Source organism: Acinetobacter sp. TTH0-4 (assembly GCF_015602665.1).
Classification (GTDB): Bacteria; Pseudomonadota; Gammaproteobacteria; order Pseudomonadales; family Moraxellaceae; genus Acinetobacter; species Acinetobacter albensis.
The window spans coordinates 1,659,173-1,683,447 of the sequence record NZ_CP059079.1 but is presented as its reverse complement, the minus strand read 5'-3'; the positions used below and the strand labels follow the sequence as shown (position 1 = coordinate 1,683,447).

The 24,275-nt window shown below is 37.7% G+C and carries 29 protein-coding genes; 19 read left to right on the top strand and 10 right to left on the bottom strand.

Annotated elements, in window-relative coordinates; translation table 11 throughout:
• Positions 1-4: 4 nt before the first annotated feature.
• Positions 5-880: a methylisocitrate lyase gene (prpB, locus tag H0S58_RS07850; protein WP_195726218.1), complete on the top strand. Its 876-nt coding sequence runs from the start codon at positions 5-7 to the stop codon at positions 878-880.
• A 27-nt stretch (positions 881-907) separates the two neighbouring features.
• A complete protein-coding gene (gene prpC / locus H0S58_RS07845) occupies positions 908-2,044 on the top strand; it encodes a 2-methylcitrate synthase (RefSeq protein ID WP_195726217.1) in 1,137 nt (378 codons plus the stop codon).
• 35 nt (positions 2,045-2,079) lie between these two features.
• Here prpC and H0S58_RS07840 read toward each other — a convergent pair whose 3' ends face one another.
• Positions 2,080-2,703, bottom strand: coding sequence for an aminotransferase (locus H0S58_RS07840; RefSeq protein WP_195726216.1), 624 nt, complete (start codon positions 2,701-2,703; stop codon positions 2,080-2,082).
• A gap of 285 nt (positions 2,704-2,988) precedes the next feature.
• Between H0S58_RS07840 and H0S58_RS14015 the strand changes: the two genes are divergently transcribed.
• Positions 2,989-3,105 (top strand): hypothetical protein, encoded by a 117-nt coding sequence (locus H0S58_RS14015; protein WP_413784405.1) that lies wholly within the window; start codon positions 2,989-2,991, stop codon positions 3,103-3,105.
• Between the two features lie 136 nt (positions 3,106-3,241).
• Here H0S58_RS14015 and H0S58_RS07835 read toward each other — a convergent pair whose 3' ends face one another.
• Complete coding sequence (locus tag H0S58_RS07835; protein ID WP_053580192.1) at positions 3,242-3,673, bottom strand: internalin; 432 nt, start codon at positions 3,671-3,673, stop codon at positions 3,242-3,244.
• A 226-nt stretch (positions 3,674-3,899) separates the two neighbouring features.
• Here H0S58_RS07835 and H0S58_RS07830 point away from each other — a divergent pair, with 226 nt between their 5' ends.
• The 6 genes from H0S58_RS07830 (at position 3,900) to rodA (ending at position 10,090) form a co-directional block, all read left to right on the top strand.
• Positions 3,900-5,537 carry a CTP synthase gene (locus tag H0S58_RS07830; protein WP_092721152.1) on the top strand — a complete coding sequence of 546 codons (1,638 nt, stop codon included), beginning with the start codon at positions 3,900-3,902 and terminating at the stop codon, positions 5,535-5,537.
• A 31-nt stretch (positions 5,538-5,568) separates the two neighbouring features.
• Entirely contained in the window at positions 5,569-6,426 is an 858-nt protein-coding gene (gene kdsA, locus H0S58_RS07825; RefSeq protein WP_053580194.1) for a 3-deoxy-8-phosphooctulonate synthase, read from the top strand.
• 58 nt (positions 6,427-6,484) lie between these two features.
• Entirely contained in the window at positions 6,485-7,774 is a 1,290-nt protein-coding gene (gene eno / locus H0S58_RS07820; protein WP_053580195.1) for a phosphopyruvate hydratase, read from the top strand.
• Between the two features lie 18 nt (positions 7,775-7,792).
• On the top strand, positions 7,793-8,188 hold the full coding sequence (locus tag H0S58_RS07815) for a septum formation initiator family protein (protein ID WP_053580333.1): 396 nt from the start codon (positions 7,793-7,795) through the stop codon (positions 8,186-8,188).
• Complete coding sequence (ispD, locus tag H0S58_RS07810) at positions 8,178-8,870, top strand: 2-C-methyl-D-erythritol 4-phosphate cytidylyltransferase (RefSeq protein WP_195726215.1); 693 nt, start codon at positions 8,178-8,180, stop codon at positions 8,868-8,870. Before H0S58_RS07815 ends, ispD begins: the two co-directional genes overlap by 11 nt.
• 83 nt (positions 8,871-8,953) lie before the next feature.
• Positions 8,954-10,090, top strand: coding sequence for a rod shape-determining protein RodA (gene rodA, locus H0S58_RS07805; protein ID WP_195726214.1), 1,137 nt, complete (start codon positions 8,954-8,956; stop codon positions 10,088-10,090).
• Between the two features lie 313 nt (positions 10,091-10,403).
• On the opposite strand, the gene H0S58_RS07800 is transcribed toward rodA, so the two are convergent.
• The 3 genes from H0S58_RS07800 to H0S58_RS07790 form a co-directional block, all read right to left on the bottom strand.
• The gene (locus H0S58_RS07800; protein WP_195726213.1) at positions 10,404-11,498 is read right to left on the bottom strand and encodes a porin; all 1,095 of its coding nucleotides are present in this window, start codon (positions 11,496-11,498) and stop codon (positions 10,404-10,406) included.
• 253 nt (positions 11,499-11,751) lie between these two features.
• The gene (locus H0S58_RS07795; RefSeq protein WP_195726212.1) at positions 11,752-12,165 is read right to left on the bottom strand and encodes an HIT family protein; all 414 of its coding nucleotides are present in this window, start codon (positions 12,163-12,165) and stop codon (positions 11,752-11,754) included.
• A gap of 31 nt (positions 12,166-12,196) precedes the next feature.
• On the bottom strand, positions 12,197-12,466 hold the full coding sequence (locus H0S58_RS07790) for a YARHG domain-containing protein (RefSeq protein WP_092721156.1): 270 nt from the start codon (positions 12,464-12,466) through the stop codon (positions 12,197-12,199).
• Between the two features lie 440 nt (positions 12,467-12,906).
• On the opposite strand from H0S58_RS07790, the gene H0S58_RS07785 reads away from it, so the two are divergent.
• Positions 12,907-13,470 (top strand): lysozyme, encoded by a 564-nt coding sequence (locus H0S58_RS07785; protein WP_227592225.1) that lies wholly within the window; start codon positions 12,907-12,909, stop codon positions 13,468-13,470.
• Between the two features lie 149 nt (positions 13,471-13,619).
• Here the strand turns inward: H0S58_RS07785 and H0S58_RS07780 are convergent, their stop codons facing one another.
• Complete coding sequence (locus tag H0S58_RS07780; RefSeq protein ID WP_195726211.1) at positions 13,620-14,492, bottom strand: NAD(P)-dependent oxidoreductase; 873 nt, start codon at positions 14,490-14,492, stop codon at positions 13,620-13,622.
• A gap of 10 nt (positions 14,493-14,502) precedes the next feature.
• Positions 14,503-15,594, bottom strand: a complete 1,092-nt coding sequence (locus H0S58_RS07775; protein ID WP_195726210.1) for an alpha/beta fold hydrolase — start codon at positions 15,592-15,594, stop codon at positions 14,503-14,505.
• Positions 15,595-15,730: 136 nt separating this feature from the next.
• Between H0S58_RS07775 and H0S58_RS07770 the strand changes: the two genes are divergently transcribed.
• From H0S58_RS07770 to H0S58_RS07735, 8 genes are all read left to right on the top strand, one after another.
• Entirely contained in the window at positions 15,731-16,918 is a 1,188-nt protein-coding gene (locus tag H0S58_RS07770) for an O-succinylhomoserine sulfhydrylase (RefSeq protein WP_195726209.1), read from the top strand.
• A gap of 40 nt (positions 16,919-16,958) precedes the next feature.
• A complete protein-coding gene (locus tag H0S58_RS07765) occupies positions 16,959-17,288 on the top strand; it encodes a YbaB/EbfC family nucleoid-associated protein (protein ID WP_053577795.1) in 330 nt (109 codons plus the stop codon).
• A gap of 12 nt (positions 17,289-17,300) precedes the next feature.
• Entirely contained in the window at positions 17,301-17,897 is a 597-nt protein-coding gene (gene recR, locus H0S58_RS07760) for a recombination mediator RecR (RefSeq protein WP_053577796.1), read from the top strand.
• Positions 17,898-18,120: 223 nt separating this feature from the next.
• Positions 18,121-19,263, top strand: coding sequence for a ribonuclease D (locus H0S58_RS07755; RefSeq protein WP_195726208.1), 1,143 nt, complete (start codon positions 18,121-18,123; stop codon positions 19,261-19,263).
• Positions 19,264-19,390: 127 nt separating this feature from the next.
• Positions 19,391-19,699 carry a YcgL domain-containing protein gene (locus H0S58_RS07750; RefSeq protein ID WP_092721161.1) on the top strand — a complete coding sequence of 103 codons (309 nt, stop codon included), beginning with the start codon at positions 19,391-19,393 and terminating at the stop codon, positions 19,697-19,699.
• Positions 19,700-19,720: 21 nt separating this feature from the next.
• Positions 19,721-20,104, top strand: coding sequence for a hypothetical protein (locus tag H0S58_RS07745; protein ID WP_195726207.1), 384 nt, complete (start codon positions 19,721-19,723; stop codon positions 20,102-20,104).
• A gap of 23 nt (positions 20,105-20,127) precedes the next feature.
• Positions 20,128-20,979, top strand: a complete 852-nt coding sequence (locus H0S58_RS07740; RefSeq protein ID WP_092721163.1) for an AAA family ATPase — start codon at positions 20,128-20,130, stop codon at positions 20,977-20,979.
• A 16-nt stretch (positions 20,980-20,995) separates the two neighbouring features.
• Positions 20,996-22,183 (top strand): vWA domain-containing protein, encoded by a 1,188-nt coding sequence (locus H0S58_RS07735; RefSeq protein ID WP_195726206.1) that lies wholly within the window; start codon positions 20,996-20,998, stop codon positions 22,181-22,183.
• Between the two features lie 71 nt (positions 22,184-22,254).
• Here H0S58_RS07735 and H0S58_RS07730 read toward each other — a convergent pair whose 3' ends face one another.
• The 3 genes from H0S58_RS07730 to H0S58_RS07720 form a co-directional block, all read right to left on the bottom strand.
• Complete coding sequence (locus H0S58_RS07730) at positions 22,255-22,686, bottom strand: CBS domain-containing protein (RefSeq protein WP_053577802.1); 432 nt, start codon at positions 22,684-22,686, stop codon at positions 22,255-22,257.
• 120 nt (positions 22,687-22,806) lie between these two features.
• Positions 22,807-23,181, bottom strand: a complete 375-nt coding sequence (locus H0S58_RS07725) for a DUF2750 domain-containing protein (RefSeq protein ID WP_053577803.1) — start codon at positions 23,179-23,181, stop codon at positions 22,807-22,809.
• Between the two features lie 139 nt (positions 23,182-23,320).
• On the bottom strand, positions 23,321-23,554 hold the full coding sequence (locus tag H0S58_RS07720; protein WP_053577804.1) for a hypothetical protein: 234 nt from the start codon (positions 23,552-23,554) through the stop codon (positions 23,321-23,323).
• A 227-nt stretch (positions 23,555-23,781) separates the two neighbouring features.
• Between H0S58_RS07720 and H0S58_RS07715 the strand changes: the two genes are divergently transcribed.
• Positions 23,782-24,141: a hypothetical protein gene (locus tag H0S58_RS07715; RefSeq protein ID WP_053577805.1), complete on the top strand. Its 360-nt coding sequence runs from the start codon at positions 23,782-23,784 to the stop codon at positions 24,139-24,141.
• Positions 24,142-24,275: the final 134 nt, after the last annotated feature.

The window sequence follows — 24,275 nt, the reverse complement described above, 5'->3', positions numbered from 1 at the left end:
GAATATGACAGCACAAAGATCTGCAGGTTTAAGATTTCGAGAAGCACTAGAAATAGAGAAACCCTTGCAAATTATTGGTACGGTTAATGCTTATGCCGCGATGATGGCCAAGGAAGTGGGTTACAAAGCCATCTACGTTTCAGGTGCGGGTGTTGCCAACTACTCCTATGGCTTACCTGACTTGGGACTGACCAGTCTAGATAACGTTTTGGAAGATGTACGCCGGATTACCGAACGTGTCGATACGCCTTTACTGGTGGATATTGATACAGGTTGGGGTGGAGCATTCAACATCGCACGCAGTGTCAAACAAATGATTGCAGCAGGTGCAGCAGCCGTGCATATTGAAGATCAAGTGGCACAGAAACGCTGTGGACACCGCCCCAACAAAGAAATTGTCTCACAGCAAGAAATGGTGGATCGCATCAAAGCAGCCGTCGATGCCAAAACCGATTCCAACTTTGTGGTGATGGCACGTACCGATGCCCTACAAAAAGAAGGCCTACAAGCAGTGATCGATCGTGCTTGTGCCTGTGTTGAAGCTGGTGCAGATGCCATCTTTGCCGAAGCGATGACGGACATCACCATGTATAAAACCGTCTGTGATGCAGTCGGTGTACCAGTACTGGCCAATATCACAGAATTTGGTGATACACCGTATTACACCACCCAAGAACTGGCTGAGCAAGGCATATCCATGGTGCTGTATCCACTCTCTGCGACTCGTGCCATGCAAAAAGCAGCGCTTGAAGTGATGCATTCCATTCGTAAAGAGGGTACCCAAGTCAATGTGCTAGACCAGATGCAACAACGTAAAGAACTCTATCAATTCCTTGACTACCACACCTTTGAAAATACACTGGATAAATTATTTAAATAAAACCGTTAAAGATGGAGAAATAAAAAAATGGCTGAAGGAAAAGTACTCACAGGCGCAGGATTGCGCGGACAAGTGGCAGGTAAAACGGCATTATCCACGGTTGGCAAAAGTGGTGCAGGCTTAACCTACCGCGGTTACGATGTCCAAGACCTGGCAGAAAACTGCCAGTTTGAAGAAGTGGCTTACCTCATATTCTTTGGTGAATTGCCAACAGCAGAACAACTGGCCACCTACAAAGCCAAACTCAAATCATTGCGCCAATTACCACAAGCACTCAAAGAAGTACTGGAGCGTATACCTGCAGATTCACATCCGATGGATGTGATGCGTACTGGTGTATCCATGCTGGGCAACATTGAAACAGAACAATCCTTCGAACAACAACAAGACGTGGCCGACCGCATTTTGGCAACCTTACCGGCCATCATTTGTTATTGGTACCGCTTTAGCCATGATGGCGTACGTATTGAAGAAAACACCGATGATGATTCAATCGGTGCACAATTCTTACATTTGCTCCGGGGTGAAAAACCAAACGAACTGCATGAACAAGTGATGAACGTTTCACTGATTTTGTATGCAGAGCATGAATTCAATGCATCGACCTTTACTGCCCGTGTTTGTGCGTCAACACTTTCAGACATGCATTCCTGTATTACTGGTGCAATTGGTTCACTGCGCGGTCCATTGCATGGTGGTGCAAACGAAGCAGCGATGGAGATGATTGAAAACTGGGCATCTCCTGAAGAAGCTGAACGAGAAATGCTGGGTAAGCTTGAGCGTAAAGAAAAGATCATGGGCTTTGGCCATGCGATTTACAAAGACAATGACCCGCGTAACGATATCATTAAAATTTGGTCTGAAAAATTAGCCAAAGACGTGGGGGATAGCGTACTTTATCCAGTTTCGGTGCGCTGTGAAGAAGTGATGTGGCGAGAGAAGAAATTATTCTGTAACGCAGACTTTTTCCATGCATCGGCTTATCACTTTATGGATATTGCAACCAAACTGTTTACCCCAATCTTTGTGATGAGTCGTGTGACTGGTTGGGCAGCGCATGTGATGGAACAACGCGCAGACAACCGTATTATTCGCCCAAGTGCGGACTATACGGGGCCAGAGTTGCGTAAGATTGTGCCTATTGAAGCGCGTAGTGCTGCATAAGATTAATCAATGTTAATAAAACCTCTACGGAGGTTTTATTTTTTAGGGATGAGTAATATCGGAGATTCAAGGGTATAACCTGTTTCAAAAGGAATGCCTAAATATTTAACCACTGCCAAAACTTTCTGTTGATGTGGAATTTTATAAACTTGAGAAATGCTTATACCGTGCCGATAAGCTAAAGCTTGATGTTTCTGACTTTGATAATTTTTGCTTCTTAACTGATAGGTATACGTATATTTGGGTATAAGTTTATTTGGGTCATACCAAGACTTTTCTTTAGAAGTAATTTTATTAAGTACATGAGCTTTGACTGTATTGGGAGCGAGCTTTATTAATGGCTGAAGTCGATTTTTAATGTTAAGAATTTCTTGATCAAATAACTGACTATTTTGATCGTAATCAATTTTTTGGGTTTTTGGGTTGATATATAAAGAGTTGACCTGAATTATTTTTTCAGGTGTTTTGTTATTTTTGAATTGATAATAATAAAGCTGAGGCAGGCGACCTCGACCATCGTGATAATGTTTGAGCAAATAGACTTTTTGGTCTTGGCTTTCATATCCAAGTATTTCTATATTTTGAGGACCGCCGACTGTGGCAAAACTCAGTGAAGGAGTAAAAATAAATAAATAGAATAATTTTTTTATTTTAAACATAGTGAAACCCTATAAATGAGATTGATAATCTTTTGTAAAATAAAATATATCACTTGAATATAAATATTAAATTTTATTTAAAATTTCTAAAGAGTTTGATTAGTGATGTTAAATTTATATTTGATTTATATTAGTAAAAACAATTACCTAATTATTAAATGTGTTTTTTATAATATTTTATTTAATTGTGAAAAAATTGAGTAATTTATGTTTTATTATGTTTTTTATTATATCATTATGTGTTGTAAATATATTTTTGTTAAAAATTAATTAGGGTCAAAAGAAGTGGATATTCTCAAATTTATTAAAAGTTTTAATACGGTAAATACTTATTTATTCATGGCTATTATTGCTTTAATGGTCTTAGTCATACATTTTTATTTTATTAATCCTTTTTTATAATGAGATTTATTTGTATTTATGAGGTTGTAACTTTTAACTATTGATCAATAATAATGTAAAAAAGAAATTTAAAACTGCGATATAAATAATGTAGTCAATAAAAAACCCAGTCCTACACTGGGTTTTTTATTTAAATTTAGTTATTCAGCGCTGGTGTTGCGGCAGCAATTGCAGCGGCAACTGCATCATCTTCAGATTGAGCATCTGAGTTTGACTGATTAGATGTTGCGGACGTTGGTTTATCTTCGGCTTTAGGTGCAACTGGCTTTTGTGCTTCTGGTTTAGATGGCGCTTGTGGCGGAACATCTCGTACTTCACGACGAACTTCAGTCGTTGTATTTTCAGTTTCAGTTCGTTCAACTTCGACCTGTGTCGGAACTTCAGCTTCTGAATTATCTATTGAGTTTAAGGGTTCAAACTGAGTAGATTCTACTGCCTCAGAACTCTGCGCCGGTTGGGTTGTTTCGACTTGTTCTTGTTCATCGTCTTTCGGTGTTTCTTTCTTGACACATGCCGTTAATATTAAGCTTGCTGCGATCACACCACAAAGTAAAAGTTTTTTATTCATAATTCACAAAATTAAGCATTAATTAAGATGCCCTTATTATAACAGCAAATATGAATATAAAAATCCTCTTCAGTCCCTCTAATTTTTTATCGGAAATGCTGATAGAATAATCAATTGCTTATTGTTCTTTGAATTGATGCGGAATGACTTTGCTTTATTGGTACAGAGTAAAGTAAAATTGCGCAACATTGCAGGCCGATTTAGGCTCGATTGTACGAGAAACCCAATGACCCATTTTATTTTCGTGACTGGTGGTGTAGTTTCATCACTCGGTAAAGGTATTTCAGCTGCTTCAGTTGCTGCACTTTTAGAAGCCCGTGGTTTAAAAGTAACCATGGTCAAAATGGATCCATACATTAATGTCGATCCAGGGACAATGAGTCCTTTCCAGCATGGTGAAGTTTTTGTCACAGAAGATGGTGCTGAAACTGACCTAGATTTGGGTTATTACGAACGTTTCTTGCGTCGTGCGAAAATGACCAAACTCAATAACTTTACTTCTGGTCGCGTATACCAAGATGTTTTAAACAAAGAACGTCGTGGTGACTACCTTGGTGGAACTGTTCAAGTTATTCCCCATATTACAGACAATATTAAAGAACGTGTTCTTCGTGCAGGCGAAGGTTATGACGTTGCGATTGTTGAAATTGGCGGTACAGTAGGTGACATTGAATCTCTCCCATTCATGGAATCTGTACGTCAACTGATGGTCGAACTGGGTCATAAACGTACCATGCTCATGCATTTAACGTTACTTCCATATATTAAATCTGCAGCAGAGCTTAAAACTAAGCCTACACAACATTCGGTAAAAGAATTGTTGTCGATTGGGATTCAGCCAGACATTTTAATTTGTCGTACTGAATATGATGTAGATGCTGATACCACACGTAAAATTGCATTATTTACCAATGTACAAGCACGTGCGGTTGTCGTCTGTAAAGATGCGCGTTCAATTTATCAAATTCCGCGTACTTTCTATGAACAAAATGTTGATGATTTAATTTGTGAACGTTTTGGTTATGACCTTCCTGAAGCTGATTTAACAGATTGGGATAATGTGGTGGAAGCTTTACTTAACCCTGAATACACAGTTCGTGTTGCGATGGTTGGTAAATATATTGAGCTTCCAGATGCGTATAAGTCTGTAAATGAAGCTTTACTGCATGCGGGAATTAAAAATCGCGTTAAAGTTCAAATTGACTATGTCAATGCTGAAGAGCTTGAAAGTCAAGATGTAACGGTTGTATTGAAAGATGCTGATGCGATTCTTGTTCCAGGTGGTTTTGGTGAGCGCGGTACTGAAGGAAAAATGAAAGCTATTCAATTTGCTCGTGAGAATGGCATTCCATTCCTCGGGATTTGTTTAGGTATGCAGCTTGCTGTAATTGAATATGCACGCAATGTTGCGGGTATTGTCGATGCAACATCTACAGAATTTAATCGTTCGACCAAATCTCCATTAATCGGTTTAATTACTGAGTGGTTAGATGAGCGTGGTGAGGTTCAGCAACGTTCTGTAGAGTCGGATCTAGGTGGAACCATGCGTTTAGGTGCTCAAAAATCAGAATTGGTTGAAGGTACAAAAACACGTGAGATTTATGGCAGTGCTGACATTATTGAACGTCATCGTCATCGCTATGAAATGAATAACCGCTTTATTCCTGCGCTTGAAGAGGCAGGTATGAAAATTTCGGGCTATTCACCTGTACAACACTTAGTAGAAACAGTTGAAATACCACAACATCCTTGGTTTATTGCTGTACAATTCCATCCGGAATTTACAAGTTCTCCACGTGATGGGCATCCATTATTTGCGAGTTTTATTGAGGCTGCGAAAAAGCAGTTTCAAAAGAATAAATAATGTTGGTCTAGGAATATACTAGGAAGTTTAAATGTCACCACTAAAACCACAAGAAATTGTACGTTTAGGCGATATCCAGATGGCAAATCATTTGCCATTTGTATTGTTCGGCGGAATGAATGTACTTGAGTCAAAAGATTTAGCTTTTGAAATTGCTGAAACCTATGTGGATATCTGTACACGTCTAGATATTCCATATGTATTTAAAGCAAGCTTCGATAAAGCCAATCGTTCAAGCTTGACCTCTTTTCGTGGTCCAGGTTTGGAAAAAGGACTAGAGTGGTTAGCGGACATTAAAAAACATTTTAATGTCCCAATCATTACCGATGTACATGAGCCATATCAAGCAGCTGAAGTGGCTGAAGTGGCTGACATTATCCAGCTTCCTGCGTTTTTAAGTCGCCAGACCGATTTGGTCGAGGCGATGGCAAAAACCAATGCCATTATCAACATCAAAAAAGCACAGTTCCTTGCACCGCATGAAATGCGCCACATTTTAAATAAATGTTTAGAAGCAGGCAATGACAAGCTTATTCTGTGTGAACGTGGTTCAGCATTTGGTTATAACAACTTGGTTGTAGATATGCTGGGCTTTGATCACATGAAAGAAATGAATGTGCCAGTATTCTTTGATGTGACCCATGCGCTTCAAACTCCAGGTGGACGTGCGGATTCTGCCGGTGGGCGTCGTGCACAAATCACGACCTTGGCGCGTGCAGGTATGGCAACAGGTCTAGCTGGTTTGTTCTTAGAAGCACATCCAGATCCAGAGAATGCAAAATGTGATGGTCCATGTGCATTACGTATGTCGCAGCTTGAGCCATTTTTGGCGCAATTAAAAGAATTGGATACCTTGGTTAAAGGTTTCAAAAAGTTAGATACACACTGAGTTTATACTCTTGTGCTGCTTGAAATGCAGCTCATATTAATCAACTGAGGAATAGTTCATGAGTCAAATCGTTGACATTCGTGCACGTGAAATTTTGGACTCTCGTGGTAACCCAACCATCGAAGCAGACGTAATCTTAGAATCTGGCGTAGTTGGCCGTGCATGTGCACCATCTGGTGCTTCAACTGGTTCTCGTGAAGCTTTAGAACTTCGTGATGGCGATAAAGCGCGTTATTTAGGTAAAGGTGTTAAAACTGCGGTTAACAACGTAAACACGCTAATCCGTGATGCTTTATTAGGTAAATCAGTATTTGAACAAAAAGACATCGATAATACGATGATTGCTTTGGATGGGACTGAAAACAAAGAAAAATTGGGTGCAAATGCAACTTTAGCTGTATCGCTGGCTGCTGCTCGTGCTGCTGCTGATGAAAAGAAAATTCCATTGTTCCAATACATCGCAGATTTACGTGGTCAATCCATTTTGACGATGCCTGTGCCTATGATGAACATCATCAATGGTGGTTCACATGCAGACAATAATGTAGATATTCAAGAGTTTATGATTGAGCCTGTTGGCTTTTCTTCATTCTCTGAAGCATTGCGTGCGGGTGCTGAAATCTTCCATTCTTTAAAGTCAGTGCTAAACAAAAAAGGTTTAAACACTGCTGTTGGTGATGAAGGTGGTTTTGCACCAAACTTGCGTTCAAACGAAGAAGCGATCACGGTCATTCTTGAAGCAATTGGTCAAACAGGCTACAAAGCAGGTTCTGACATTATGCTTGCGCTTGACTGTGCATCTTCAGAATTCTACAAAAATGGTCAATACATTCTTGCAGGTGAAGGTAATAAAGCATTCACAAGCAACCAGTTCTCTGACTATTTAGCGGGTCTTGTAAACCAATATCCAATTATCTCAATTGAAGATGGTTTGGACGAGTCAGATTGGGAAGGTTGGTCTTACTTAACGTCGATCCTTGGCGACAAAATCCAGTTGGTGGGTGATGACTTGTTCGTTACCAACCCAAAAATCCTTCAGCGTGGTATTAATGAGAAAGTTGGTAACTCTATCTTAATCAAATACAACCAAATTGGTACGTTGACTGAAACATTAGATGCAATCTATCTTGCGAAAGCAAATGGTTACTCTACTGTGATTTCACACCGTTCTGGCGAAACTGAAGATTCAACCATTGCGGATCTTGCTGTTGGTACTGCTGCGGGTCAAATCAAGACAGGTTCACTGTGCCGTTCTGATCGTGTTGCGAAATATAACCAATTGCTTCGTATTGAAGAATTGACAAATGCTGCTTACCGCGGTAAAGCTGAATTCAAAGGTTTGAACTAAGCGACTGCAATGTCATTCATGTTAAATATATTCGACTCCATCGTGAGTAAAGTATTATTGGGCCTTGCGATCATTTTGATCGCGGGGTTTCAGTATTTGTTTTGGTTTGGTGAGGGTGGTTTCCATGATCATCAAAAGTTAGCGCAAAAAATTCAACAACAAACAGAAATTAATTCAGAATTAAAAGAACGTAATCGTGTTCTGGCAGCAGAAGTGTTTGATTTGAAAAATGGTATCGAAGCCATTGAAGAACATGCTCGCCTTGATCTGGGTTTGATTAAACCGCATGAAACTTTTGTGCAAATGAGTATGATTGGAACACAATATAGACCTGTTTATATTGATCCAAATGCCAACGTTGATTTAAGAACAAATGAAGATGGCAATCAAGAAGTTACTGTAAATGAACCCTAAACTTTGGGCTGTTATTCCTGCGGCGGGTTCTGGACGTCGTTTTTCTCAAACAGAGTTAAAACAATATCAAATCATTCAAGGTCAAACGGTGTTACAGCATACTGTGGCTCGTTTAAATTGTTTACCACTTTCGGGTTATGTTTTGGCCTCGAGTGAAAATGATTCAATAATTCACACTTTAAAATTTGTGCAATCCGAGAAAGCTCATTTCTGTGAAGGTGGTGCTGAGCGTGTTAATTCTGTGCTGAATGCTTTGCAATATTTAAGTCAATTTGCCTCATTAGATGATTTGGTTTTGGTGCATGATGCAGCGCGTCCATGTGTCACTCAAGATTGCTTAAATCAGTTGGTTAATGCGGCAATACAAGAAAAGAGTAGTGCAATTTTAGCCATTCCTGTTCGTGATACATTAAAGCGTGTTGAAGAGCAAAATACCATTAGTCAAACTGTGAGTCGTCATGATTTATGGCAAGCGCAAACACCACAAATTGCAAAATTAGGTGTCTTAAAAGCTGCGATTGAACAAGCATTGTTGAGTGACATCAATATTACTGATGAAGCGAGTGCTTTAGAGTATATAGGTGAAACTGTAAAAGTAGTGCAGGGCCGTTCAGACAATATTAAAATTACCTATGTTGATGATTTAGAATTGGCTAAACTCATTTTATCCTCACAAAAATAAAATAAAAAAAGCCTCCAGATGTATTATCTGCCTAGCTTTAATTTTATAATTTATCAACTCATCTCTATGTTTAAATATTTCCAATGATACCATCACCGCAGTATCGTTTTTTACGTCACTCTTTACGTGATGGTAGAAGCATTAAAGATAACTCATCGAAGTGGAAAAAATGGCATTTAGATCCATGGTTATTATGTTTTTTGGTTCTGAATTCCGCTTTAGGGCTGATGGTCATCTACAGCGCATCTGGACAAGATTCCCAAATGGTATTGCGTCAAGCCATTAGTTTTGGTGTTGGTTTTATTGCATTATTTATTTGCGCGCAAATTCCACCTAAAGTTTATCAGGCCATCAGTCCTTACTTTTATGTATTGGCCATGTTGATGTTGGTGTTGGTGTTGGTGGTAGGTGAAACGCGCATGGGGGCCAAAAGGTGGATATCATTGCCTGGTATTGGCAGTATGCAACCCAGCGAATTTATGAAATTTGCCATGCCTTTGATGATGGCATGGTATTTCTCAAGACGTCCATTTCCACCTAAGCTTTTAGATATTATTGTGGCTTTGGTATTGATGCTAATTCCCTTTGTATTGGTATTATTACAACCCGATATGAATATTGGACTGATTATTCCTGGTGTTTTCGTTCTATTTTTAAGTGGTATGTCGTGGAAACTGATTGCAGGTGCATTCTCAGCATTGGCTATTGCGGCACCTGCTTTATGGATGTTTGTGTTTCAGGAATATCAGAAAAAGCGTGTGTTAACTTTATTTGATCCTGAGTCAGATGCTTTGGGAGCAGGCTGGAATATTATTCAATCCAAAATTGCAATTGGTTCTGGTGGTTTTACAGGTAAAGGTTATTTGGGCGGTACTCAGTCTCATTTGGGTTATTTACCTGAACATCACACTGATTTTATTATGTCCACTTATGCAGAAGAATTTGGGTTTATTGGTGTTTTTTTGCTGATCAGCTTGTTTGCTGCAATTATTATTCGTTGTCTTATGATTGGAATTAATAGTTTTCATAATTTTGGACGTTTATATGCAGGTGCAATTGGGCTGACCTTTTTCTTTTTTGTATTTTTAAGTTCAGGAATGGTGAGCGGTATTCTGCCTGTAACAGGTGATCCATTACCATTAATGAGTTATGGTGGCACAGCGGTTATTTCCATGTTGGCCAGTATGGGTATTGTAATGTCCATTCATAGTCATCGTTAAATCCTTTATTCAGCAATTGATGAGAACAAATTTTCTGACTTATTTATGAATATTTTAGTTTTTTTATGATCTGTGCATCCTCACGATTGGATGTTTTGTTGAATGTGACAAGCGCATTTCTAATAAGAGTAGATATGAGTGATGGTGAAATAAGAATATAAAATGTTATAAATTAAAATAGAAAATCCTCATTCTGAGTCTAGTTATATTGAGCTTGTCCAAAAATTTAAATCGTTTGAATAGAATTATAAATTGCTAAAAAGACCACCTTAGGGTGGTCTTTTTTTTGAACAGTTAAAAGTTTACTTTGGAATTAAAATTTAATTTCCATGCCTAAGCCATAAACGCTTTCCTCAGCATTACCTTTCTTCGGTGAATTATCCCATTCACGTTGAACGGCGTTCGCAAATAGTTTGGTTTGGCTATTAAGCTTATAGTCTGCACCAATACCCCATTGGTCTACAGAGCTATCACCAGATGCTCCACCAAGCACTGCGTAGTCCGTATCTGCTTGTTGATATTGAGCTTTAAGCGTCCACGGTGTATTTGCAAGTTTGTAAGTTGCAGAGATTAACCATGCATTTTCTTCAACTTTGTTGTAGTCACCTGCATATGCTGGTGTAACCGTGAAAGGTTTAATATTGCTATAGTCTGAAATCTCTGCAGTCTGCCACATCGCACCAACAGATAAACCAGGAGCACCAATTTTTCCAAGATCAAAAGATCCGCCTACACGGATTGCATCAGCAGGGGCATTTGAAATTCCCACCGCAGCAAAATCACCTACCGACTTGAAGTTTCCTGCGATAACGCCTTCAAAGCCGATATCTTTATTGGCATATGAAAGTGAAGTAGAAAGTCCATCACCTAAACTGTCACGTTTTCCATCTACATATTTAGTGGTATCACTTGTAGACTCACCTTGTTGAGTTTGAAGTGCAAAGACTAAACCACCCAATAGTTTAGGATCAGTTTCAATCCCAATGACATTTTCTATACGCTCTTCACCGTACATCATTTCTTTGATGTCAGCGTGAGCATAATCATTAAATACGTCGCGGTATCCAGTACCAGCATCTTTAAATGGGGTATCCATGATACCTGCTTTTAAAGTACCGAGATTAGCCCACTTTAAACCAGCGAAAATATTACGTTTTTTAAATACGTCATCACCACCATCTACGTCTACTTCCCATTCAGCTTGATAGACAGCAGAAAGTTGTTCTGTTAATTTCTCTTCGCCTTTAACACCTAAACGTGAAGCATTCGAGTTTAATTCAGTAACAGTATCCTTACCATTATCATAGCTATCAACACTTACATTCAACTTTCCGTATAAAGTTGGCGCCGCTTGTGCTGCGCTTAAGCTTAAAGTTGTAACTGCTGCAGCGAGAAGCAATTTTTTCATCGAGATTTCTCCAAAACACTGTTCTTAATGGCCTTAGCCTTGCTTAACTTTTCTTTTTAGTCGGCTTGAGTACAAAAAGTTACAGAAGCTAACCAACTTGCTAAGCAGTATCTGTAAAATTTGTGACAGTGAAGTGAAAGATAAATGACAGTTTCATGACGTGTTTGAGTTTAATATTTGTTTTTATATTTCTTTTTTTATTAAAGAGTTATAAAAAAATGAAGCCTAAGCTTCATTTTTTAAGTATTCAAAATTAAAGTGCAGCTTTAATTTTTTCAGCTAAAACTTTAATTTTTTCTTGGTCACCCATGTGTAAAGCATGTTTACCTAATTCATGAATGGAGCTTGGAATTAAATGGAAATGTACATGCGGTACAGTTTGACCGGCTGCCGCACCTGAAAGTTGCATCAGTACAATACCCTTAACTTCAAGTGCTTGTTCCATTGCTTTTGCCACCTTTTGCACAATCTGAATGGTATACGCTGCGGCTTCAGGTGCAAGGTCAAGCAAAGTTATAGCAGGAGATTTGGGAATAACCAATGTGTGACCTTCGGCTTGTGGCATGATATCCATAAAGGCCAAAACATGATCATCTTCATAAATTTTAATTGCAGGCAGTTCATTACGAATAATGCGTGCAAAAATGTTTTCATCATCGTAAACCATTTTTATTCCTTGAAAGTCATTGAGTTCAGAATTAATTACAGTTTAATTCTTTCTGACGTTCTTTAATGGTGTCAAGTTTTTGCTGTTCTTTTTCAGAAAATTTCGGTTTGGTGGTATAGCAGTTATCATTACCGAATTTCGCTTTTGCTTCGCTATCTTTAAAACAAAAACCTTTTGATGCATAAATGACATCATGATCATTTTTTAATTTTTGACATTCTTGATCTGCACTTGCTGCAAATGTATTTGCCCCGATTAAGGTCACAAAGCTTGCAAACATTGCAACTATAAACTTGTTCATAAAAGTTTCCTCAGGTTTAATACTGTGTAGTTATATAAACACAATATTAGGTTGTTATTATGATTATTCAATGGCGACTTATTGCTCAATTGTAATTTTACTTCATAATTGATTTGAAAAATAATAAAAATTTTATATATCAATTGCTTTTAAATCCTATTTTGAAATAGTTATTTAAGTTTATTTATATTCAGCACAGTTAATCTTGGGACTCTTGACTGAAATGAAAAGATTACTGGCTTGAAAGAACTATGTAAATCAACTTACCCAAAGACTGCTATAAAGACTGTGAATTTACTCAAACTAACTACAACGGTGTAATTTTAAGTGTTGAATAGTATCGTTCAATAGGTCAATTCAATCACACTGATACAGGTTTTGACTTGAAACAGTGATAATCGATTGTTTACAGTTAAAAGCAAAGTTAAAGGGCTGAATACGTGAAACGAATTTTTGATTTTTTAAGCAAGTTCATTCAAAAAAATGTGGATGCTGACCATCAAGCCATCGCAACAGCGACAGATTCAAATTTGTCCCATATGTCAGCTATTGCGATTGACCAGATGAGCACAAGTTCGTTTGGCGTAAATCTAATTTGTGGTTTCGAGGGGAAACGACTTTTGGCTTATGACGATGGTGTGGGCGTTTGGAGTATTGGATTTGGTACCACGCTTTACCCGAATGGTATTAAAGTCAAAAAAGGGGATAGTTGTACAGAATCACAAGCGAAAGCTTATATGACACATGATTTGAAAAGATTTGAGACAATAGTGAATAATAAGGTGACTGTGCCGCTGAATCAAAATCAATTCGATGCACTGGTATCATTGGCATATAACATCGGAGCGACTGCATTTAGTCAATCAACTTTGGTTAAAAAGCTGAATGCTGATGATAGGCATGGCGCTGCACAGCAATTTGATGTGTGGATAAATGCTGGAGGTAAGCGCATGCAAGGTCTCGTTAATCGACGTAAGGCAGAAAAAAGCTTGTTTCTAAAATGAGTCTTCTGAATTACCCCATTATTTTTATCGGGATAAAAATAATGGGTAAAAATATTTTGTTTTTAGTTTCTTCTAAAATTACTGAGTACTATTTTTGCGCCTTATTGCTGGAATATGCTTTAACTCAGTAGTTGATTAGATCGTTAAAATTACTCTAAAGTGATTTTGCTCCATGATTCATAAATTTTTACAGCACTTGAGAAGTCACTGTCTTGATTGGACAAATCACTGGAAGCTTGAATAAGGCTCTGAGTTAAAGCAATAACAGGTGCAGATAGTTTTGCCTCTCGAATTAAATCTAAAGCAATACCTGTATCCTTAGCCAAGAGTGGTAAAGCAAAAGTAAGCGGAAAACTACGGTTTAAAATACGTTGTGGTAATACTGTTTCAGTCACACCACTTTTGCCACTGGATGCATTAATGCAGTCTAAAGCTGCATGTAGATCAACACCATGCGCTTTTAAAGCGGTAAAACCTTCAGCAACCGAACATAAATTTACAGCTAAAAGCATATTATTGACTGCTTTAACTGAAAATCCTGCGCCAGCACCACCGACATGTTTAATCAATTTACCAAAAGCTTGAATGGCGGGTAGTGCATTTTCAAAAGCTGTAGTTTCACCACCTACCATCACCGTTAATGTGGCAGTTTCTGCACCAATTGTTTGACCACTAACAGGAGCATCGAGAAAATCAACCTGTTGTAGTTTAAGTTGTTCAGATAAAAATTTAGCAGATTCAGGCACACCACTGGTGCAATCGACCCAGATCGCACCCGATTTAATACTTACACTCGCAATGAGTTGTTCGACTTCTTTACTGGTGGGCAGGCACGAAAAAATAACATCTGCTTGAACAGCTTGATGTAGGTCCACTGGTTGAGTGCCATATTCAGTTGCGTGTTGTTGGGCTTTTTCAAAATTACGATTCCACACATAGACCGTATCAAAATGTTGAGGTAAATGTGCCGCCATTCGGTAACCCATTGCGCCCAAACCAATAAATGCAACTGATTGAATCATTTTCTATCCTTTATATTTTGCTTGATCTTTGTTTAAGCCAACTGGTCATGACTGGCCAGAACTCATTGGCAGTGGTTTGATTGGATATCATTCCTAGATGCCCGCCCGGAATTAGCTTAAATGTAACATCTTGACTGCTGGTCAATTCCGTTAATGGCTGAATTGCTTCTGCTGATACAATTTGATCGCTACGACCTGCGCCCACTAGTAAAGCGCAGTTGATATTTTTTAATTCAATTTTTTGATCTTGTAATTGAATCACACCATTTTTCAGCGGATTTCTGAGCCAAATATTAAATAGCATATCTTGGTTAATTCCACCCGGATAATCAATCATCTGATTTAAGAAAGCACCCATAGTGGCATGTTCATAAAGTGCTTGTCTATTGTCTAGATTGAACCAAAGTTGTTTTTGACTTTGAATCCATCCCATCGGGTCAATCATTTTAAAACCAAGAGCATTTAATAAGCCAGGAGAGTGGATAAAATGCTTGGGTATCATTTCCGAATACAGTTTGTTTTGCAGAGTTTTATTTTTGGCCAGTAATTGATTGGCAGTGTGAAAAATTTTACCCGTACTTCCTGATGCATGGCTATCTATAGGGCTACCCAAAACCATGAGATTTTTAACAAAATGGGGTTGCCTTAATGCGGTATATAACAATACAAATATACCCGCCATACTCCAGCCATGTAATGAAATTTGATCACTGTTCGAATGGTTGCGAATTTGATCGATACAATGTGGAATTGCATCATCAATAAATGACATGAAATTTAAAAAACGATCTTTATAGTTGTATTGCCCCCATTCGACTAAATACACATCAAAACCACTATTTTGAAAATGTTTCACTAATGAACGATAAGGAAATAAATCGTAAATGGCCATATTAATGGCAAGTGGAGCAACAAAAACCAACGGTTCTTTGTATTCCTTTTTAGGCGAGGCATAGTAACGAATGCATGTTTTTTTATATTCGGCAACAATATCGTAAGGCGTCGTCTGTGACAGAACCAGTGACCGAGAATTAAATAAACGGGTAGATAAATTTTTCAGCTTAATTTTATGTTTTGCCATTTTATTTCTAATGTGAATCATAAGAAGCCGAGTGATATATGAATGAATTACTGAAAGTGTAGGTGATATTTATGCATTATACCTTGACCTTAAATACATTAGGCGCTCAAAATGTTGGCATTATTCGTTAACACAGTTCAGGACTGGGGAACTATAAATGAGCCAACAAGATGTCATTGAATACCAATTAGATACTTTAGCCATTCGTACAGGTCATACCCGTAGTTTCGAAGGTGAACATGCAGAACCGATTTTCCTGACTTCATCGTTTGTTTATGAAAATGCCGCAGAAGCCGCAGCTAAGTTTTCAGGTCAAGAACCCGGTAATATTTACTCTCGATTTACCAATCCGACGGTTGCTATGTTTGAAAAACGTTTAGCTGCTTTAGAAGGCGCTGAACGTGCTGTTGCGACCAGCACAGGAATGGCTGCGATTATGGCAGTTGCAATGTCTTATCTAAAATTGGGCGATCATGTTATTTGTTCACGGGCTGTATTTGGTTCAACCGTTTCTTTATTTGAAAAATATATTGCTAAATTTGGTGTAAGCATCGATTTTGTAGACTTAACAGATTTAAATGCATGGAAAAATGCAGTTAAACCTGAAACTAAATTACTGTTTGTTGAATCGCCGTCAAATCCACTTTCTGAAATTGCAGATATTCAATCACTGGCTGATATCGCACATGCCAATGGTGCATTACTTGCAATTGATAACAGTTTCTGTACACCAGTTTTGCAACAACCGCTTAAGTTTGGTGCAGATTTAGTGGTGTATTCTGCAACCAAATATTTGGATGGGCAAGGGCGTGCTTTGGGTGGTGCTGTCGTAGGCAATCACCAATTACTTGAAGATATTTTTGGTTATGTACGTACCACAGGACCTTCAATGAGCCCTTTCAATGCCTGGGTATTTTTAAAAGGTCTGGAAACTTTACGTTTACGTATGCGCGAACATTCAGCAAGTGCACAGAAATTAGCTGAATTCCTAGTTGCACATAAAAGTGTCGAAAAAGTTTACTATGCAGGTTTGCCAGCACATGTTGGACATGAACTTGCTGGCAAACAACAAACAGGTTTTGGTGGAATCGTGTCATTTGAAGTAAAAGGTGGGCGTGACGAGGCTTGGAAAGTCATCGATAATACCCAATTTATTTCAATTACTGGTAATTTGGGTGATGCAAAATCTACTATTACTCATCCAGCGACCACGACGCATGGAAAATTATCAGTCGACGCGAAAGAGGCAGCAGGTATTCGTGAAGGTTTAATTCGTGTATCTGTTGGTTTAGAAGATATTGATGATATTATTCGCGATCTAAGTCGTGGTTTAGACCTCATCTAATTCAAGATTTTAATTTAAAATTATTTGTTCGGAGATTTTTATGAACATTAACATGTTAATGCAGCAAGCTCAGCGTATGCAAAAAGACGTTGAAACTAACATGAAAAAGGCAAAAGAAGAGTTAGCGCAAACTGAAGTGCATGCTGAAGCAGGTGGTGGTTTGGTAAAAGTTACGATGACATGCCGTAATGTAGTCAAACGAATTGAGATTAGTCCTGAACTTTTGCAAGATGATGCGGATATGATTGAGGATTTGATTGCTGCTGCAATGAATGATGCTGCGCGTCAAGCTGAAACAATTTCAGAAGAAAAAATGAAATCAGCAAACTCTGGTATGGGCTTACCACCAGGCCTTTCAGGTTTATTCTAAGGAAGACGTTTAGTGTTTAGTGATCGTTTTGATCAGCTGGTTCAAGCTTTACGTATTTTGCCGAGTGTTGGGCCAAAATCGGCTCAACGCATGGCCTTACACCTGATTATGAAAAATAGAGAAGGTGCAATTGGGCTGGCACATGCTTTAAACGAAGCAAGTACTTATATTCATGAATGTAGTGTTTGTCATTCCTTGACTGAAAATGAAGTTTGTGACATCTGCATTTCGCATGAGCGTGATGATCAGCTGTTGTGTGTGGTGGAGTCACCTGCTGATGTCATGGCAATTGAACAAAGTGGAAGTTTTCGTGGGAAATACCATGTATTGGGCGGGCATTTATCCCCATTGGATGGCATTGGACCCGAAGAAATTGGTATTCCTTATTTAATTCAACGTTTGAGTCAGGGGCATGTTTCTGAAGTCATCTTAGCGACCAATGCGACAGTTGAAGGTCAGGCAACGGCACATTATTTGGTAGAAGCCACCAAGCATTTATCTGTGCAGATGACCAGAATTGCTCAAGGTGTACCTCAGGGTGGTGAACTTGAATATGTTGATAGTCATACATTAAGCCAAGCTGTACATAATCGTATGCGAATGAAGTAAGTGCAAAAGCACTTATTTCATCATATTTTGATTTAATTTTTTTTAACTTATGATTTTAAATCAATTTTGAAATTATACAAAAAATATATAAAAAATGATGATTTCAAAATTTAGACACTAAAAATATAAGCAATCGCTATGTTTGTCGTCAAATTTCTTATATCTAAATGCTATATATAGGTTAATATACTTTTAAAGAGAATCTTACATTCGACTCGGGAATATGTTTCAGTTTATTCAGCAACAAAAAGACTTAGAAAATATTTTGCAATTAATGAATTGCACTTCCATTTATGGGCTAGACACAGAATTTATCAAGGTAGATACCTTGTGGCCTAAATTGGGTGTATTTCAAATTAATGTTGCAGAACAGGTTTTTTTGCTCGATGGTACAAGTTTAGATTTGTCTGCATTTTGGGAAAAATTATTTAAAGCACAGCAAAATATTTTTCATGCTTGTAGTGAAGATATCGATCTGATTTATCATTATGCGCAGCAAAAAACCTTAAATAATGTATTTGATACCCAAGTTGGACTGTCTTTTTTAGGTCATGGCTTACAAGTCAGCTATCAAAATGCTTTGAAACAAATTCTTGATATCGATATTGATAAAGATCAAACCCGATCAGATTGGTTGGCACGTCCACTTAGCCCCGAACAACTTAGTTACGCAGCAAATGATGTTCTGTATTTGATGGATTTATCCAAGACTATTCAGCATCAATTGGCCCAAAAAAATGTATTAGATTTTGCCCTCGAAGATTGCCGTCATTTAACGTATGAAATTGGTCAAGAAACCCCATTAGAGTTACTTTATTTGGATATGGGGAACTATCGTCATTCGCGTCGCCAGCTTATGCAATTACAACAGCTGGCATTATGGCGTGAGAAAATGGTTAAAGCTTTAAATTATCCACGTAGTTTTATTCTTAAATCCTCAACCATGATTGACTTGGTTGAAAAAAATCCGCGTAATCATTTTCAGCTGTGTAATATTAAAGATATTCGTCAAAATATTGTGCGTGATTATGGTAAAACAATTTTAGATTTACTCAATTGCTTACCTGAACAAGCAGAATGGCCACTTCGTTTAGTACGCCCAATTCGTAACTCATCCAAAGAAATGAGTGAAAATGTGGATCAGGTCATTCAGGCTGTTGTGCAAGAAACTGATATTCCAAAAGAAGTATTGATACGTAAAAAATGGATGCATGCTTTATATCAGCATGTAGTCTTTCATAACGATGAACAAGATTTACCTAATTATCTTTTAGGATGGCGATATGAGTTGCTAACTCAGCCTTTAATTAAGGTATTGCATGCAGATAAAAATTACTTGTCTAGTCAAATGAAAGTCGTTGAATAATTTTAAAGCGATTGATTAAAGAATTATCATTTATACAAAATCTAGACCGATGCGTTAATAATCATTCATGTATCGGTCTTTTTTTTGTTGTATGCTTGAGCTAAGTTTTATGAGTCCTGTTCTAAATATGCACTGTTCAATTTATAAATCCAGTAAAAAAGATGAAATGTATCTTTATATCGCCCGTCCTGAGTCTACCGAAAACCAAACTGATGCTTTAAATCCGCTTGAGGTTTTACCTGAAGCTATGCGTGCCGCTTTTGGTCGTGCAACATTTGTCATGGATTTGGAATTATCAGAACAGCGTAAATTGTCACGTGTGAATGTTTTACATGTGATGGATTCTATTCAAAATAAAGGATTTTTTATTCAAGTGCCACCAGAGGGATTAATCAATCCGAATGCAGCTGCACCAGAAGGGTTGCGTGGTGCTTAAAATGAATTCAGGAGTTGTATAATGAATAGTTTTTTTGCGCTACTTGATTCAATTCCTGAAGATAGCATTGCGATTACGGTATATTTGTTGGGCAGTTTTATTCTTCTTTGGTCATGGTATGTGATAGCAAAGCGTTTGCCTAAACCCATCGGTGCTATCACGTGGATCATTGGATTTGCAATTTTACTTACACCGACAGTGTCTGAAGGAAATAATGCTTCCATCGCACCGGCTATTTTCGGATTGTTATTTGGTATTTTGACCAAAGAAAATGGTTTGGTCTGGTCAAATGCCTCACTTATTTTATTTGTAATCGGTTTTGGTTTGGTTGTGGGTTATTTATATTCAAAATATTCCCTCAACAAAACAAAATTTGTCGTCACACAAAATAGCTCACCACTTTAATTAAAAACAATAAAGGTTAAATCATGTCTGTTGATACTCAACATTTTGCTGGTACAGACCAGTATATTGCGACTGAAAGTCTAAAATTGGCAGTTAAAGCTGCGCGTGCGTTGCAAAAACCACTTTTGGTCAAAGGTGAGCCAGGTACAGGTAAAACGTTACTTGCAGAGCAAGTAGCGCAAAGTTTAGGTCTTGAACTAAAAACATGGCATATCAAATCGACCACAAAAGCGCAGCAAGGTTTATATGAATATGATGCTGTATCGCGTTTACGTGATAGCCAGTTAGGTGATGATCGGGTTTATGACATCAAAAATTATATTAAACCTGGAAAATTGTGGGAAGCATTTACAAGCGAAGAGCGCTGTGTATTGTTGATTGATGAAATTGATAAAGCAGACATTGAATTTCCTAATGACCTTTTACATGAACTGGATAAAATGTCCTTCTATGTTTATGAAACGGGAGAAACCATTACTGCAACGCAACGCCCCATCGTGATTATCACATCCAACAATGAAAAAGAATTGCCTGATGCTTTCTTACGTCGTTGTTTCTTTCATTATATTGAATTCCCTGATGAAGCTACAATGCGCGATATTATTGACGTGCATTTCTCAAAAATTTCCGCAACTTTGGTGAATGAAGCTTTGCAGATTTTCTTTAAGCTTCGTCAAATTCCAGGATTAAAGAAACCGCCTTCAACTTCAGAATTAATTGATTGGTTAAGTTTGCTTATGGCAGATGATATGCCAGAAGATGTATTACGCAATCATGATAAATCAAAAGCTATTCCACCGTTATATGGTGCGCTGATTAAAAACGAGCAAGATGTACAATTGCTTGAGCGTTTAGCCTTTATGTCACGTCGATAAGCAGGAGACATCGCTCATGTTCGTGCGATTGTTTTATACATTACGACGTTACGGCGTACCCGTTTCGACGCGAGAATTGATCGATTTAAATCAGGCTGTCAGTGAAGGTTTAGTTTTTGCAGATCAAGATGAGTTTTATCAACTTGCTAAAACGGTGATGGTCAAAGATGAGCGTTTCTTTGATAAATTCGACCGAGCCATGAAAGACTATTTTGAGGGTATTTCAACTTTTGATTTAGATGATTTGCTGAAACAAGTCGACAAGTTACCCAAAGACTGGTTTGATTTAGAACTACTTGAAAAACATTTGACACCTGAACAACGCGAAGAACTCAAAAAAGCAGGTTCTCTTGAAGAGCTGATGAAAATGCTGGAAGAGCGTCTACGGGAGCAACACAAAAAGCATCAAGGTGGTAACAAAATGATTGGCACGGGTGGTACATCGCCATTTGGTGCCTTTGGTGACCATCCTGAAGGTGTTCGTATAGGCGGCCCAGGACGTAAACGTTCCGCAGTGAAGGTCTGGGAACAGCGCAAATATCAAAATTTGGATGATGAACAAATTTTAGGTACACGCCAAATGCAAATGGTCTTGCGTCGTTTACGTAAATTTGCGCGTCAAGGTGCGGCTGAAGAGTTGGATATTAATGGCACCATTCGTGAAACGGCCAAGCAAGGGATTTTAGATGTTCAATTGGTGCCAGAGCGCCGTAATCGAATAAAAGTTTTGATGTTATTTGATGTGGGTGGATCTATGGATTCCCATATTGCACAATGTGAAAAACTATTTAGTGCCGCAAAAACAGAATTTAAAACGCTCGAGTATTTTTATTTCCATAACTGTTTATATGACTATGTCTGGAAAGACAATATTAGACGTTCAAATACGCGTATGAATACATGGGACTTGTTTAATACCTATGGACGAGACTACCGTGTCATTGTCGTGGGGGATGCCAGTATGGCACCTTATGAGTTAACTTCAGCGGGTGGTTCGGTTGAATATATGAATGATGAAGCTGGTAGTGTCTGGTTACAACGCTTACGTCAACATTTTGAAAAAACGGCTTGGCTTAATCCTGAACAAGATCATTATTGGCATTACACGCATACGATTGGACAGGTAAAGCAAATCTTTGAAGATCATATGTATCCGATGACTCTAAAAGGCGTAGAAGATATGACCAAGTATTTAGCGCGTTAATTCTCAGTTTTAAATGTTTAGAGTTCAAAAAAACCTCTCGATATGAGAGGTTTTTGCTTAAATACGATTCATTAACTTGCAATATATTGTTGTAATTGATCAATCAATTTGCGTTGATCATCCATAACAGCTTTCACTAAATCGCCGATAGAAATTAAACCAATCAGCTTTTCATTTTCAAGCACAGGCAAATGACGTAGATGACGATCTGTCATTAAGCTTAAACAATCTTCTACAGTAGTGGATTTAGTGACGGTTAAAACTTTAGACGTCATAATTTCACTTACGGTGGTTTCTTTTGAAGTACGTTCCATCAAAATCACTTTACGAGTGTAATCGCGTTCAGAAAGTATCCCCACCACTTTATCTTCCACAGTCACAACTAACGCACCAATACCTTTATCTGCCATCAGTGAAATTGCTTCAAGTACGGTAGATTCTGGGCTAATCGTAAAAATAGTTCGTTCAACTTTATCCTGAATAACTTGGGCTACATTACTCATTTATGGTTATCCTTTGTTATGAATTGCTCTACATTCAACTTAGCGCGAAATCAGTAAAATGCAAATACTTTTCAAATCAAAAATTTAATTTATCTTTGATTATTTACGATTTATGTCGGTTTAAGCAGGTTTGTATGACTCAGAAAAAAAGAAATGACGCATTTGTTGAGTGGTCAATTTAAATTTTTGACTTGATGAATTACACAAAGCGGGCGTTACATTTAAACGAGTCAAGGTTGGTAAAAGGGATTCCTGAAAATCTTGAGAGGTAATTTTACGTGGCGTATAATTTGGCCAGTGGAGTTTTGCATATTTATGGGCTTGAACATTATTAAGCCAAAATGGAAAAATAAAATCTTCATGGTCTGACATCATTGCCCAACCTTGCTGATGGTAAAGTCCCCAAAGTACACCGCAATACATCATCGATTTTAAAATAGTAATTTTAAAAAATAAATCTTTAGGCAGTGGTTGTAATGAATTGATCTGATTCATGTCAAAAATAGTTTGTGATTTCAGTATCTATTGTAATAATTTTATGTGAAAGTTCAGTGTAAGCTTTGAGAAACAATGTAAACAAATATGTATTCAAAAAAGTATAGATGAAAAAAAACGCCACCTGAGTGACGTTTTACTAAGCTTGGAGAGTGGCTAGATTTTGCCAATACTGAGCTTTAAGAGAGTCTCGTTCTACGCGAAAACCTTGATAATAAAGTTCTGCTAAGAATAAGGCAGCTTTACCATGTCCAGCACGTGCGACTTCTTCCAATTGTTGAACTGCTTCTGCAAATATCATTTGAGATTGAATGGTATTGACTGCATTTGCATAAACATGTTCTAGGTCTTGATGAGAGATTTGTTGAATCATATAGAACTCCTTATTGTAATTATGATTGCTTTAAAAGACTTAATTTTCAGGTTGTCTTTATATTACTATAATTTAGTATTGTTAAAGTAATATTACAATAAACTTGAATTGTCAAACAATATATGTGGTTAAAATAAATAAAATCAAGGTTACACGATTAAACAATGCACAAAATAGTTTTTTATTAATATAGTTATACTGAAAGATAAATACATAAGGAGAAGAACATGAATAAAACATTTGACGGACTCAGTTTTGATTTACCTCCAACAACATCACAAATAATACAACTTGCGCATCAGCATCGTAAAAATTTAGATGAGGCTGTTTTTCATGAAGAAATTCATTTGGGGGATTTTTGTCTCGCACAAAGAAAACGAGTTTATGATTTCACGCGCCAGCTCGATCCACAGCAACGTGAAGAATTTTATTTAACTTATAATGATGAATTAAAACGTATTGCTGACGATGATGATTTACACCCGCCTGAAGCAGAAAAAGGTTTAAGCGCTTTTGCGATTATATTGGTGCTCGCAATTATTGGATTGGTATTTTACTTTGCCATTATAAGAAACTTGATGGGGTAAACGCTTAGCGAATGCTCAATTTCTTGATTTAAATACCAAGGAGTTGAGCAAAGTTACTTGTACTAATTTATATCCCATCCTACACTACCCGAAGTTTGAGGTAGTTTATGCACATTGCTATACAAAAAATTATT